10 protein-coding genes are annotated in these 14,119 nt (G+C 43.2%); 7 read left to right on the forward strand and 3 right to left on the reverse strand.

Annotated elements, in window-relative coordinates; translation table 11 throughout:
• Positions 1–98 precede the first annotated feature (98 nt).
• Together RMX69_RS13900 and RMX69_RS13905 are read left to right on the forward strand one after the other, a co-directional pair.
• Positions 99–1,205: an AI-2E family transporter gene (locus RMX69_RS13900; protein ID WP_289797655.1), complete on the forward strand. Its 1,107-nt coding sequence runs from the start codon at positions 99–101 to the stop codon at positions 1,203–1,205.
• Between the two features lie 112 nt (positions 1,206–1,317).
• Positions 1,318–2,031, forward strand: a complete 714-nt coding sequence (locus RMX69_RS13905; protein ID WP_322637788.1) for a serine/threonine protein kinase — start codon at positions 1,318–1,320, stop codon at positions 2,029–2,031.
• Here RMX69_RS13905 and RMX69_RS13910 read toward each other — a convergent pair.
• Positions 2,028–2,402 carry a DUF5615 family PIN-like protein gene (locus RMX69_RS13910; RefSeq protein ID WP_289797653.1) on the reverse strand — a complete coding sequence of 125 codons (375 nt, stop codon included), beginning with the start codon at positions 2,400–2,402 and terminating at the stop codon, positions 2,028–2,030. The genes RMX69_RS13905 and RMX69_RS13910 overlap by 4 nt on opposite strands.
• The gene (locus RMX69_RS13915; RefSeq protein ID WP_289797652.1) at positions 2,399–2,716 is read right to left on the reverse strand and encodes a DUF433 domain-containing protein; all 318 of its coding nucleotides are present in this window, start codon (positions 2,714–2,716) and stop codon (positions 2,399–2,401) included. The genes RMX69_RS13910 and RMX69_RS13915 overlap by 4 nt, the downstream gene beginning before the upstream one ends.
• A 225-nt stretch (positions 2,717–2,941) precedes the next feature.
• Between RMX69_RS13915 and RMX69_RS13920 the strand changes: the two genes are divergently transcribed.
• Both RMX69_RS13920 and RMX69_RS13925 read left to right on the forward strand, forming a co-directional pair.
• Entirely contained in the window at positions 2,942–4,852 is a 1,911-nt protein-coding gene (locus RMX69_RS13920; protein ID WP_322637789.1) for a GTPase family protein, read from the forward strand.
• 322 nt (positions 4,853–5,174) lie between these two features.
• Positions 5,175–6,854 (forward strand): ATP-binding protein, encoded by a 1,680-nt coding sequence (locus tag RMX69_RS13925; protein WP_289797651.1) that lies wholly within the window; start codon positions 5,175–5,177, stop codon positions 6,852–6,854.
• Between the two features lie 737 nt (positions 6,855–7,591).
• On the opposite strand, the gene RMX69_RS13930 is transcribed toward RMX69_RS13925, so the two are convergent.
• A complete protein-coding gene (locus RMX69_RS13930) occupies positions 7,592–8,701 on the reverse strand; it encodes an S-(hydroxymethyl)glutathione dehydrogenase/class III alcohol dehydrogenase (RefSeq protein WP_289797650.1) in 1,110 nt (369 codons plus the stop codon).
• A 353-nt stretch (positions 8,702–9,054) separates the two neighbouring features.
• On the opposite strand from RMX69_RS13930, the gene RMX69_RS13935 reads away from it, so the two are divergent.
• The 3 genes from RMX69_RS13935 (at position 9,055) to RMX69_RS13945 (ending at position 13,938) form a co-directional block, all read left to right on the forward strand.
• The gene (locus RMX69_RS13935; RefSeq protein ID WP_289797649.1) at positions 9,055–10,338 is read left to right on the forward strand and encodes a valine--pyruvate transaminase; all 1,284 of its coding nucleotides are present in this window, start codon (positions 9,055–9,057) and stop codon (positions 10,336–10,338) included.
• A 222-nt stretch (positions 10,339–10,560) separates the two neighbouring features.
• On the forward strand, positions 10,561–11,268 hold the full coding sequence (gene rimM, locus RMX69_RS13940) for a ribosome maturation factor RimM (RefSeq protein WP_322637790.1): 708 nt from the start codon (positions 10,561–10,563) through the stop codon (positions 11,266–11,268).
• Between the two features lie 288 nt (positions 11,269–11,556).
• Complete coding sequence (locus RMX69_RS13945; protein WP_322637791.1) at positions 11,557–13,938, forward strand: phosphoketolase family protein; 2,382 nt, start codon at positions 11,557–11,559, stop codon at positions 13,936–13,938.
• Positions 13,939–14,119 lie beyond the last annotated feature (181 nt).

Below are 14,119 nucleotides of genomic sequence, written 5' to 3' on the forward strand. Positions count from 1 at the left end.
AGAATCGGGAAATATTTTTATTGTCTACTTCCTGTTGAGCAGATTTAATTACTCGGTTAAATGTAGTAAATAGAATAATTTTCGCTTTAAAATTAATTATGAATTTTTCACTGAATCAACTACTTAGATGGTTAATTTTTACGTTGTTATTTCCTATAGTATTTCTCAATGGTTGGCTGGCATTTTTGCTAGTTAAAAACTTTCAACCTGTCTTCACAATTCTTGTATTGGCTACTTTGCTTGCATTCGTTTTAAACTATCCTGTTTCGATTCTCCAACAGCGGAGAGTTAAACGCAGCTATGCAGTAGCATTAGTTTTTATATTAGCATTGGTAATTGTTGTGGCTTTGGGTATCACATTAGTACCTATTGTTTTAGAGCAATTTAATGAAATGGTTAAAGTCTTTCCCCAATGGATTGATTCTAGCGAAGAAAAACTTCAGAGTGTCAATAATTGGTTTTTTAAACATAAATTAAATGTGAATCTAAGTCAGCTATTAGCAAAAATTACTGACCAATTACCTAATGAAATAGAGTTTGTTTCCGATAAACTTTTAAGTATTATCATAGATACAATTGATAGTATTTCTGAGGCGTTAATCACAGTAGTGCTAACTTTTTACTTGTTGTTAGATGGCCCAAGAATTTGGGAGGCGATATTTAAGAAGTTACCTGGAAATCTTGCCCAGCAAATAAGCCAGTCTATTCAGCAAAATTTCCAAAATTACTTGATTGGTCAGGGAACTTTGGCTTTGCTGATGGGTGTTTCCATAACATTATTGTTTTTAGGTTTTCAAGTCCAGTTTGCTTTACTCTTTGGTTTGGGAGTTGGGCTTTTGAGCTTAATTCCCTTTGGTGATGTCGTCAGTCTTGTTTTAATAACTTTAATAATAGCCTCACATGACTTTTGGTTAGCAGTTAAGGTTTTTGCGGTAGCTGTTGTTATCGATCAGTTAATCGATCAGGCGATCGCACCACGTCTTTTAGGTAAAATTACTGGCATTAGACCAATATGGGTATTAATTGCTCTGCTTGTAGGAACCAATGTTGGTGGAGTCTTGGGTTTACTAGTTGCGGTACCTGTAGCTGGTTTTATCAAAGATGTAGCAGATGGTTTTTCTAAATCTGTTAATTCTGATAACCTGGGTGAGGGTGAAGCAGCATCAGAATTGTTGGTAGAAAAATCAATATCACATGAGTTGTAGATAAAAATTGCCATCTCTACCGTTAACGAGAAGTTGCAACGGTATCATTTAGGTCGTAATTCACTCAAGTCAACCTTATTCCCAAACCTCGTAAATTGGCTAAGGAATTAATATGGACAAATTGCCCCTAAAACAGTTAGTCAAAAACATTTATCAGGAACTACTGCCTAGATTACAGATTGAAAGTGTCAATCCCTGCGATCCAATTAAGGTAAGCTATCTTCCACAACCTTGGCGCCTACTTGGCAGAGGAAATTACGCAGTAGTAGTTTATCACCCCGATTCCCCTGACTGTGTAGTTAAGATTTATGCCCCAGGAAGGATAGGCTTTGAAGAGGAAGTAGAGGTTTACCATCGTCTAGGTTCTCATCCAGCCTTTTCTGAGTGTTTGTACGCCAAGGATGGGTTTTTAGTCTTGAAACGGCTTTATGGAACAACCCTCTACGATTGTATGCACTTTGGTTTACTAATTCCCAAGCAGGTAATAAAGGACATTGATGAAGCTCTTGACTATGCGCGAAGTCGTGGACTCCACCCTCATGATGTCCACGGGCGTAATGTCATGATGTACCAAGGCAGAGGATTAGTCGTAGATATATCAGATTTCCTGCATCAAGAAGCTTGCTCAAAGTGGAATAACCTAAAAAAGGCTTACTACTGGTTATATCTGCCCGTGTTTTACCCACTGCGACTGCGCGTACCATACTTTGCCTTAGATATCGTCCGCAAATGTTATCGCTTGGGAACTTCTGTTAAAACTTTTTGTTGGCAACTATTCCTAAGATTAACTAATATTAAGTATTTAAATAAGTATTTAAAACGTTAAGAGCTTTTATCAATATAAGCACTCAAAAATACTAGTTGGTTTACCATCTCCTCAGCCGAACGAGTAGCAACCAACTTGAGCAACCCTTGTAACTGTTGCCCTACGGAATAGCGTTGTTGCTGCAACAAGATAATGCCAGCATGATTTCTTTCTGTGGCTAAAAACTCGTTATGTAAGCAGCAAAAGTCTCTTCGGTTGTAGCTATAGATAACACGCCCTTGTTCTGTTGCCCAAATTAGCTGCTCATCATCAGAATAGCTCTGCCTGCTCACATCGGCCACTGTCACAACATCCAAGTTTGCATTACAGAAAGCTTTGATTAGGGACTTCTCAACACTGTCCTCATCTAAATACAAACGAATTTGGCTCACTGTCTCTTCGCCGTGTACTCAGCTTCCAAACGGTCGTATTCTTCAATTTCTGCGGCAATCTCCCTGTCAATTACTTGCTGGTTAGCATAGTAGTAAGCTAGCGCGGCATAAACTTGTGCCAACATTAGCTGTGGTCTTTGGACAACTATCTCTTCCGGTTTCACGCCTGCGTTGAAATCGATCGCAATATTATGTACCGTAATCCGGTGTCCCGCAATCCGAGGGCGACCACCACAGGTTCCCGGTGTGCTGACAATCAGTGTGCCAATATCGGTAATTGTTTGCATAGCTTGTTTACTAAATTTTGCTCTCATAGACAACTGAGCAATTTTAAACTTCTTCTAATCTAGAAATATAAATATCCAGTTGTTTATTTAGCTACCCACAGCAAAATAAAACATTTATCCCTAATAATTAGGAGTCTACCATTAATCCCACAATACCAAACATCCTGCCTGCATTGGAGACGATAGACTTTTTATAAGAGTAATTTTGACAAAAACTCGAATCTCCCAACATTTCAAAGCAGGTATGGGGCAATGGTGCGATTAAAACTGTGGCAGTGGGTAGTCTTAGCAATCCCGATCGCGTTTATCATCATTTTCTTACTGGTGTCCGCCGGTTCGCAAATTCATGCGTGGGGCATTAATTGGATTTGGGGTGTATTCACTGTTTTATTTGTTGGTTGGCGTTGGCTGCTAGTCAAATGGACTCAACCAGCTGTTAACGAGGTGGAAGCTGTATTAACTCAAGTCCGTGAAGAATTGGAATCGACAACAGAGGATACAGTAAGCCTACCTGTGGGAAATGACACCACAAAACTTGCAGAAACCGCCCTTCAAGAAATTCTCCAAGCAGCACAAAGCGATCGCCCGATTTGGGAAGACTGGCAAACTTTTTGGACGCGATGTCAGGATTTAGTTGTGGCGATCGCTCATATCTACAATCCTCAAATTCAATATCCTCTGCTGAATATTTACGTTCCCCAAGCTTACGGGCTGATTCGGGGAACGGTGGATGATATGGATAAGTGGATGCAAAAGTTATCCCCAATCCTCAATCAGGTAACGGTTGGACAAGCATACCAAGGATATGAGGTCTACCGGAAGTTGGAACCATCGGCTCGGAAATTCTGGAAAGTTTGGAACTGGGCACAATGGATCTTAAACCCGGTGGCGGCGGTGGCAAAACAAGCCAGTCAGGGTTCTAGTAACCAAGCAACTCAGCAATTATTGGGGAATTTGAGCCAGTTATTTCGGGAAGCTGCCCTGAGAAACTTATGCCGACAAGCGATCGCACTTTACGGACGTAGCATCTTACCAGTGCCAGCAACCGTAGTTTCCCCAGCAACTTTACCCAAGGCAAAAACCCAAACACTCCGAGAAATCCTGACTCAAGCTCAACCAGCCGAGGCGGTTGAGCAAAAACCCGTGAATATTCTGCTGGTGGGGCGCACGGGATCGGGAAAAAGTAGCCTGATTAATACGTTATTTCAGGCGGATCTCGCAGCCGTTGATGTTTTACCCAGTACCGATCGCATTCAAAATTATCAATGGCAAACTGAAAGTGGCGAAACCCTAACGCTTTGGGATACACCTGGTTACGAACAAGTCAACCGTGCCGAACTCCGAAACGTGGTGCTTGATTATGCCATCAATTCAGATTTGCTGCTGTTAGCTACTCCTGCCCTCGATCCTGCCCTACAAATGGATGTGGATTTTTTGCAAGACATCAAAGCAGAAGTTGCAGATTTACCTGCGATCGCGATCGTCACCCAAGTAGACCGGCTGCGTCCAATCCGAGAATGGCAACCACCTTATGATTGGGAATGGGGCGATCGCCCCAAAGAAATTGCTATTAGAGAAGCCACTGAATATCGCGCTAAACTGCTAGGAAACTTCTGTAATCTAGTTTTACCTGTGGTTACAGGTGACAGCAAAACAAATCGAGTTGCCTGGGGAGTAGAAGCGCTATCCTTGGGATTAGTGGATGCGATCGCACCTACCAAGCAACTCCGTCTCGCCCGCTTTTTGCGTAATCTAGAAACTCGCATCGTCGCCGCCGCCAAAATCATCGACCACTACACCTTCCAAATGACGACAACACAAGGATTAACGGCATTGCTCAAAAGTCCCGTCCTTCAATTTGTTTCTACCCTCTCAACCGGATCTCCAGCCTTAGCGTATATGCTGGCGGAGCAAATTCCCGTGGAACAGTTGCCGATTGTGATTGGCAAATTGCAAATGGGATATGAACTTTTCTCACTCTTAAACCCCAAGTCGCTCAACTTTGAATTGCTATCCCTTTGGCCGCTACTGCTGGAAAACACCGCTGCACCCGATCGCAACGCCTGGGCATTTGGTCACGCCCTAGTGGAGTATTGGACTCAAAATTTGACGGTTGAAAAACTCCGGGAGCGATTTGAGTATTATTTAGCGATCGCCAAATAATTTGTCTGCGATCGGCAATATCTACGAATGATTGTTACGTATCTTCGATTCTCTTGCAAATACTACGTCTAAATAACGAGTTTAAGCTGTTACGTAACCCCCGTAGATTAAACACCAAAAGTTGTATTAGGAAATAAAAATAAATTGCGAATATTTACTTAGGAATTTTGAACAATTTCATACTATACAAGTAAAAGCAAAAATGCTGTAACAGATTGTAATCTCAATATCAAGGTTAAGATTACGATTAAGAGTATGTGTCTGCTGAATTACCCGCTTTAGCTAAGTTTTTATACAAATATATTTTTGTTCGGAGTTATTTATGAAAAATATGTTAAAAACCTCCATCTCTCAAGAACAGAATTCAGATCCGAGCTATAACATTTCGTCTTACAACAGGCTGCTTTCGGTAGTGAAGGATTTAGCTTGTGTGCGGACTATTGAGGAAATTATTGAGATTGTGCGTTTGGCTGCTCGCGATCTCACAAATGCTGATGGAGTAACTTTTGTATTGCGGGATGGTGAATGTTGCCACTATGTCGATGAAAACGCCATTGGCCCACTTTGGAAAGGTATGCGTTTTCCGCTCAAGTCTTGTATTTCTGGTTGGGCAATGCTCAATAAAAAAGCAGCCGTAATTGAGGATATTTACCAGGATGCACGAATTCCGATTGAGGCGTACAAAGTAACTTTTGTCAAAAGTTTAGTGATGGTTCCGATTCGGGTTTCCGATCCACTGGGTGCGATTGGAGCCTACTGGAGTACACGCCACCTAGCCACACCCGAAGAAATCGGAATGCTAGAGATTTTAACCGATACTACAGCAGTTGCGATCGCAAACGTGCAACTTTTCCAGAAACTAACGAACCAAAATGCCCTAAAAGACAAATTTATTGCCATGCTGGCTCATGAACTAAGGAATCCCGTTGCCCCCATCTCCAACGGCGTTCAGCTACTAAAGTTGAAGCTAGGACAGACTGGCGCAGTTGGGGAAACAGTTTTAATGATGCAAAACCAGATTAAGCACCTCTCGAAATTGATCGATGAGTTACTTGACGTATCGTCCATCACATACGGGAAGATTTCATTAAATCTTGAGAAGGTTAATCTGGTGGAATTGGTTCGCCAAAGTCTCAATGACCATGCACAAGCAATCAACAGATGGAATCTTAAAGTAGTACAAGACCTGCCAAACACACCCGTGTGGGCCTATGTTGACACCACTCGCTTCTTCCAAATCTTTGGGAACCTTCTTGATAACGCCTTAAAGTTTTCCCAGCCAGATGGGACGATCTGGGTAGATTTCTCAGTTATTCCAGGTGAGAATGGCTCAGGTAGTGTGGCGGCCTTATCCGTAAGAGATACAGGCATAGGGATAGACCCGACAATATTACCAGAACTTTTCGAGCCGTTTACCCAGGCTGATCGCAGTTTAGATCGTTCGCGGGGCGGGCTAGGTTTGGGACTTTCGGTAGTAAAAAGTCTTGTAGAACTTCATGGTGGTAATGTTGAAGCCTCAAGTAGAGGGATAAATTTGGGAGCAGAATTCAAAGTTACTCTCCCTATATGCGAAGAGATTACAACCTTAGACAAAGACCTAGAGATTACAGAGGCGGCGAAAAAATCGTTGAAGATTTTAGTCATCGAAGATAACGAGGATTCAGCCTTATCATTACAAGCAGTACTTGAGCATTTTGGGCATGAAGTTTCCATTGCCAAAAATGGAGTTTTAGGGGTAGAAACTGCAAAGAAGCTTGAGCCTCATGTAATTATTTGTGACATCGGACTTCCTGAAATGGATGGATTCGCCGTTGCACAGGAACTAAGTAAAGACTCCAAATTTACTCGCTCAATTCTGATTGCGCTTACCGGCTACGGTAGCCAAGAGGATCGGCAGCTTGCGCTGAAGGCTGGTTTCAAATGTCACTTAACCAAGCCTGTAGACTTTGAAATACTGATAGCAGAAATCGATCGATACTTTGATGAAGTATTATCAAGCTAAAATTCTGAAAAAGCTTTAATAACCCTTTTGAAAGCGGGGTTGCACATTTGCGGGATGATTTTACTATTTTTGTGGTATGGGCATCTTGCCATTGGTGTCAATTTAACGTGAAACCTGCTTGGTGAAAACGTTTTGCTCTCTCCCCCAGCCCCTCTCCCTTGGGAGAGGGGAGCTAGACATTAAATATCCCCTTCTCCCTTGGGAGAAGGGGGTTAGGGGATGAGGGCGTGAGGGATTTGCAAAACGCCTGTCTGATATAGTTTTTGGCTTAAGTTGACACCAATGGCATCTTGCCCGTCCCTTGTATTTCCGGGCGGGCAGGATGCCCACCCCACAAGAATCATCCCTTAATTCAGCAACGCCTTGAAAGCTAGCCAATTCTTGTATTTTTAGAAAGAGAATTCTCCTTCGCTCTTTCAACGATTATCATTCTTCTTCAGTAGACTTTTTGTAAAAATGCAAAATTCGCCCTCAACCCTCACCCTAAATCCCTCTCCCAAGCTTGGGATAGGAATTTAGAGTGAAAGCTCATAGATTCATGCAATAAGTCTAGTAAAACTTAATTTTTTGCAAGTGCCATCTGATGAAGTATTGGAGAATTCTATATCGAGGTCAATCTTCAATATTTAGATGCGTTTGTCCTGGTAAATTTGGTGTTTTATCTAAAATTTACACACATGAAAGATATATGCCTCTACTGTTCGTTACGGTTTGCGAAAAAGCTTAGAATCTAACAACTAAAAAGTCACCACACTGCGAATTGATTCACCTTTGTGCATTAATTCAAAAGCATCATTAATTTGCTCAATGGGCATTACATGGGTAATTAAATCATCAATATTTATCTTACCTTCCATATACCAATCAACAATTTTTGGCACATCTGTACGCCCTCTAGCGCCACCGAATGCCGAACCTTTCCAAACGCGACCAGTTACTAGTTGAAAAGGACGAGTACTGATTTCCTGTCCAGCACCAGCAACACCAATAATCACGCTCACACCCCAACCTTTGTGGCAGCATTCTAATGCTTGACGCATCAATTTGACATTACCAATACATTCAAAACTGTAATCGGCACCGCCTTTTGTTAAATCAACTAGATAGGGAACTAAATCACCCTCTACTTCTTGAGGATTAACAAAGTGCGTCATGCCAAACTTTTCCGCCAAGGCGCGTTTATTGGGATTAATATCCACCCCGACAATCATATTTGCCCCTACCATCCGCGCCCCTTGGATGACATTTAAGCCAATACCACCCAAACCAAAAACTACAACATTTGCCCCAGGTTCCACCTTGGCAGTATTGATGACTGCACCAATACCAGTAGTAACACCGCAGCCAATGTAACAAACCTTATCAAAGGGGGCATCTTCCCGAATTTTTGCCAAAGCGATTTCCGGCAGCACCGTATAGTTAGCAAAGGTGGATGTACCCATGTAATGATGAATCATTTGCCCATCGAGACTAAAGCGACTAGTGCCATCAGGCATCACACCGCGTCCTTGAGTTAGGCGAATGGCTTGACAGAGATTAGTTTTGAAACTCAAACAATATTCGCACTGGCGACATTCGGGAGTGTAAAGGGGAATCACATGATCCCCTGGTTTGAGACTGGTGACACCAGCGCCTACTTCTACTACCACACCAGCACCTTCATGTCCCAAAATAGCCGGAAACAAACCTTCGGGATCGTCACCAGATAGAGTAAAAGCGTCGGTATGACAAACCCCGCTTGCTTTCACTTCAACTAACACTTCGCCGGCTTTTGGCCCCGATAATTGAACGGTTTCAATTGTCAATGGCTTACCTGCACTATAAGCTACTGCTGCTTTAACTTCCAATGTCAGCGCTCCTGTATAGTTTTGTCATTTGTCATTTGTCATTTGTCATTCGGATTAGGGGAGAGGTGACAGGTGATAGGGAATAATCTCTACCCTGTACCCTATTCTCTTCTTGACTCCCCAGTTTCCTCACAGGCATTGAACGCATGATAAACTTTTGTATTACTTCATCGTATTTATTAAGCACGATCGCGGCTATAACGATAAATATTATTACCTTTGTTAAAATGTCATTCTCTAGCTAGATTGGTTAAAGGCGGCAACAGCTGTTTTGGCAACGATGTAAACTGGATGTCAGCAGCAAACCTCAAATAATTTGTCCACCCCTAAATTAATATATTTTTTCACAGCTTATGAACCCTGCCCTAACTCAAATTGGCGCTCAAATGTCCAACCTGACTGGCGTCAGAGCAATCATGAAGGATATTATCGAAACATTACGAGCGGGTGCAGGGCAGCAGTTTATTAATTTGAGTGCTGGTAATCCGTTGATTTTGCCAGAGGTAGAACAATTATGGCGGGATTGCACTGCACAGCTTTTGGCTAGTCCAGAATATGGTGAAGTAGTTTGTCGCTACGGCTCAAGTCAGGGTTATGCACCATTTGTGGAAGCGATCGCTAATGATTTTAACAAACGCTACGGGTTAAACTTAAGCGATCGCAATATCCTGATCACCCCCGGTAGTCAAACCCTCTACTTCTATGCTGTAAATAGCTTCGGTGGCTACACCCCTAGCGGCGAGTTAAAACAAATCGTTTTGCCCCTCAGCCCTGACTACACAGGTTACGGCGGACTATCCTTAGTTCCAAAAGCTTTAACTGCTTACAAACCGACTCTCGATATTGATGAAGCCGCCCACCGATTTAAATATCGCCCCGACTTCAGCCAACTGTCGATTACAGAAAATACGGGTTGTATCCTCTTCTCTCGCCCTTGTAATCCCACTGGTAATGTCCTCACTGAGGATGAAGTGAAAAAGATTGCTGCTTTAGCTGCGCCTTACAATCTGCCCGTGTTAATTGACTCGGCTTATGCGCCTCCCTTCCCGGCATTGAACTTTACCGAAATGACACCAGTGTTTGGCGATAATATCTTACACTGCATGAGTTTATCAAAAGCAGGATTACCAGGAGAAAGGGTAGGTATTGCCATTGGCGATGAAAAGTGGATTGAAGTGTTGGAGTGTTTCCAAGCAAATATTGGTCTCCATTCTTCACGTTACGGCCAAGCGATCGCAGCTCTTGCAATTAATTCTGGCGCTTTAGTAGAAATTTCTCACACTGTCATCCGTCCCTTTTACCAAAATAAATTTACTGTTTTAGAAACCAGCTTAGAACAAGCAATGCCCAAGAATTTACCTTGGTTCCTCCATCGCGGTGAAGGAGCAATTTTTGCTTGGTTGTGGTTGCAGGATCTACCCATAAGTGACTGGGAATTTTATCAGCAAGTTAAACAAGTAGGTGTGATTATTGTCCCCGGAAGTAGCTTCTTCCCCGGTTTAGACGAAGAGTGGGCGCACAAGCACCAATGTTTCCGCATCAGTCTCACAGGCAGCGATGAGGAGATTGCTACTGCTATGCAACGTTTAGCAAAAGTGGCTGAAGAAGCTTATAAAGGTGCGGCTGTGACTGCCTAATACCGCAAGGCGCAATTAAGGGACTTCCAACTAAAAAAATATCCCATCGCTGAGTAGGCAGGGGGGCAAGGGGAGAAAGAAAAATATTATCTGAGTAAATTGGATAATTTATTTTCTGGAAGTCCCTAAAATTAAAAATTAAAAATCAATACAGTGTAAGCATTTCATTGATTTGGAATGGTGGTTTATTTCCGCCGTGTTGTACTAGTAGGAAAAATGGAAATGAAACACGAAGAAGCTAATAAAGAGATTGGAGGCAGAGGTGCAGAGAAGCAGAGGGGTAAGAGAGTCGGAGGAAATTCAAAAATTAAAAATGTCCAATCTCCAGCCCCTAATCCCCAGCCCGTAGTTGCCAGTCCCCAATCCCCAGCCCCCAATCTCGACGATTGGCTAGAAATTGGTAAGATTGTTTCCCCTCAAGGATTATCTGGAGAATTACGGGTTTATCCTGTATCAGACTTTCCCGAAAGATTTGAGGTGCCAGGAAAACGTTGGTTGTTGCGTTTAGATGGTACAGAACCGCAACCAATCGAATTATTGACAGGACGTTATATCAGTAACAAAAACTTGTATGTCATCAAATTAGCTGGTGTGGAAAATTGCGATCAGGCGGAGGCGTTGCGCGGTTGTAAGTTAATGGTGCCAGCTAGCGATCGCCCCCAATTAAGCGAAGATGAATATCATGTCCTCGATTTGATTGGCTTGGAAGTCTTCATGCAAGCATCTGGCGAACTCGTTGGTACGGTGGTAGACATCATCCCCGCCGGCAATGATTTGTTAGAAGTAAAGTTGCATGAATCATTGGCTGGCGACAAAAAGCAAAAGACTGTTTTGATTCCGTTTGTAGAAGCGATCGCACCAGTAGTAGACTTGAAATCTAATCGTATTGAAATCACACCACCGCCTGGGTTATTGGAAATTAATAATTAGGTTATTCCTTGATCTGCCTCTAGCTAGTTTTGCTGTACTGGATGGTTCAAGGAAAAGCAAAGCTTGAAGTATGAGAAAATTAGAAGACCTCTTGCATAAATCAAAAATAAGAAAGAACCCCACCCCGAATCCATCGTATATATCGCTCTCCATCCTGTGTCTAGAAGCAAGGAATTTAGTCACGAAGGCTGAAAAAATTCATCATGGGTAGATGGCCATCATCTGGAAAACAAGTATAATTGCTTACTGATGAACCCATCAAAAACCTTTTGGAATGGAGTGTCGATAATGACATTAGCAACGACTCCACAAACAAAGCCTTTAACTGATGAAGAATTACAAAAGATAAACGCCTACTGGCGTGCAGCTAACTATCTTTCCGTTGGGCAAATATATCTACTCGACAATCCGCTACTAAGAGAACCCCTAAAGCTGGAACACGTCAAACCCAGACTATTGGGGCACTGGGGAACAACGCCAGGGCTGAACTTAATCTATGTTCACCTGAATCGGGTCATCAACAAATATGACCTCAACACAATCTACATTGCTGGCCCCGGTCATGGAGGCCCTGGATTAGTAGCCAATACTTACTTAGAAGGCACTTACACTGAGTATTATCACAACATCTCTCAAGATGCTGAAGGAATTCAGAAACTCTTCAAACAGTTCTCTTTCCCCGGTGGTATTCCCAGTCACGTAGCACCGGAAACCCCTGGTTCGATCCATGAAGGCGGCGAATTAGGTTATGCCCTCGTCCATGCTTTCGGTGCTGCCTTTGATAACCCTGACTTAATCGTTGCTGCTGTTGTCGGTGACGGTGAAGCCGAAACAGGTGCTTTAGCGACTAGCTGGCATTCTAACAAATTTCTTAACCCTGTACGTGATGGTGCTGTGCTGCCGATTCTGCACCTGAATGGGTATAAAATTGCTAACCCAACGATGCTGGCACGGATTAGCCATGAGGAGTTGGAGAGTTTATTTATAGGCTACGGCTACAAACCATACTTTGTTGAAGGTGACGATCCCGCAGATGTCCATCAGCAGATGGCGGCGACTCTAGAAACAGCGATCGCCGAAATTCAAAGTATCCAAAGGGAAGCCCGCGTACATGGTTTCACCAAACGTCCCCAGTGGCCAATGATTGTCATGAGAACCCCCAAAGGTTGGACAGGGCCCAAGGAAGTAGATGGTAAAAAAACCGAAGATTATTGGCGATCGCACCAAGTTCCCTTTGGCAATATAGCCAAACAGCCAGACCACCTGAGACTTCTAGAAGATTGGATGAAGAGTTACAAACCAGAAGAACTCTTCGACGCTAACGGTAAACTGATTCCCGAACTAGCAGAACTCGCCCCCAAAAAGCATCGACGCATGGGTGACAATCCCCACGCTAACGGCGGTATTTTGCTGCATGACCTGAAGATGCCCAACTTTCAAGACTATGCTGTAGATGTCTCTGAACCAGGGAAAGCGATCGCGGAAGCTACTAAAGTAACTGGCAAATTTCTGCGAGATATCATGCGACTTAACCAAGAAAGTCGCAACTTTCGTATCTTCGCCCCCGACGAATTAGCATCAAATCGTTTAGACCCTGTACTGGAAGTTACTGACAGAGTTTCCGTAGCTGATATTTACCCTGAAGATGACCACCTTTCCCCCGACGGTCGGGTAATGGAAGTTCTCAGCGAAACTTCTTGCCAAGGATGGTTAGAAGGCTACCTCCTCACCGGGCGTCACGGATTCTTCACTTGTTACGAGGCATTCATCCACATCATTGATTCCATGTTCAACCAACACGCCAAATGGTTGAAAACCACCAAACACATTCCCTGGCGTAGACCAATCGCTTCCCTCAATTACCTACTCACCTCTCACGTTTGGCGACAAGACCATAACGGCTTCTCTCACCAAGACCCCGGTTTTATCGACCATGTACTTAACAAAAAAGCCGAGATCGTTCGCGTCTATTTGCCCCCCGATGCCAATACTCTATTGTCGGTAACTGACCATTGTCTAAAAAGCCGTAACTATGTCAACGTCATCATTGCTGGAAAACAGCCAGCATTGCAATATCTCAACATAGATGCCGCTATCAAGCATTGCACCAAAGGCATCGGCATTTGGGAATGGGCAAGCAGCGACCAAGGCGGCGAACCAGATGTAGTGCTGGCTTGTGCTGGGGATATTCCCACCTTAGAAACCTTGGCGGCTGTAGACATCCTGCGTCAGCATTTTGCAGATTTAAAAGTGCGGGTAGTGAACGTAGTCGATTTGATGACACTCCAGCCCAAAAGCGAACATCCCCACGGCTTGAGTGAAAAAGATTTTGACACAATTTTCACCACCGACAAACCTGTTATCTTTGCCTTTCATGGCTATCCCTGGCTAATTCATCGCCTAACCTACCGCCACACTAATCATAAAAATATCCATGTGCGTGGCTACAAGGAAGAGGGAACTACCACCACCCCCTTTGACATGGTTGTTCTCAACGATTTAGATCGCTTCCATTTAGTAATTGATGTAATCGATCGCGTGCCAAAACTAGGATCTAAGGCAGCTTATGTCAAACAGCACATGCAAGATAAGCTGATTGAACACAAGCATTACATTCAGAAGTACGGCGACGATATGCCGGAAATTCGTGATTGGAAGTGGCCTTATTAATAGGGGATGAGGATAGAGAGGCAGAGGGGAAACTCTTCTCCCTGCTTCTCTCTTTTTTAGGAGGGTATTATTGATCATTAAGATACTTTAGATACTCAAATTTCTAACTCCTCATGTCCTACCCTTTTGAATTAGTCAAGTACTAATGAAACCCAAAAGCATCTGCATAATTTTTTAACTT

It is taken from the genome of Nostoc sp. EspVER01 (assembly GCF_034530635.1).
In the GTDB taxonomy this organism is placed as follows: Bacteria; Cyanobacteriota; Cyanobacteriia; order Cyanobacteriales; family Nostocaceae; genus Nostoc.

Coding starts and splice junctions, on each gene's coding strand:
- RMX69_RS13935 (WP_289797649.1), top strand. CDS start 9,055: ATGAACCCTGCCCTAACTCAAATTGGCGCTCAAATGTCCAACCTGACT.
- RMX69_RS13920 (WP_322637789.1), top strand. CDS start 2,942: ATGGTGCGATTAAAACTGTGGCAGTGGGTAGTCTTAGCAATCCCGATC.
- RMX69_RS13915 (WP_289797652.1), bottom strand. CDS start 2,716: ATGAGAGCAAAATTTAGTAAACAAGCTATGCAAACAATTACCGATATT.
- RMX69_RS13925 (WP_289797651.1), top strand. CDS start 5,175: ATGAAAAATATGTTAAAAACCTCCATCTCTCAAGAACAGAATTCAGAT.
- RMX69_RS13905 (WP_322637788.1), top strand. CDS start 1,318: ATGGACAAATTGCCCCTAAAACAGTTAGTCAAAAACATTTATCAGGAA.
- rimM (WP_322637790.1), top strand. CDS start 10,561: ATGAAACACGAAGAAGCTAATAAAGAGATTGGAGGCAGAGGTGCAGAG.
- RMX69_RS13945 (WP_322637791.1), top strand. CDS start 11,557: ATGACATTAGCAACGACTCCACAAACAAAGCCTTTAACTGATGAAGAA.
- RMX69_RS13900 (WP_289797655.1), top strand. CDS start 99: ATGAATTTTTCACTGAATCAACTACTTAGATGGTTAATTTTTACGTTG.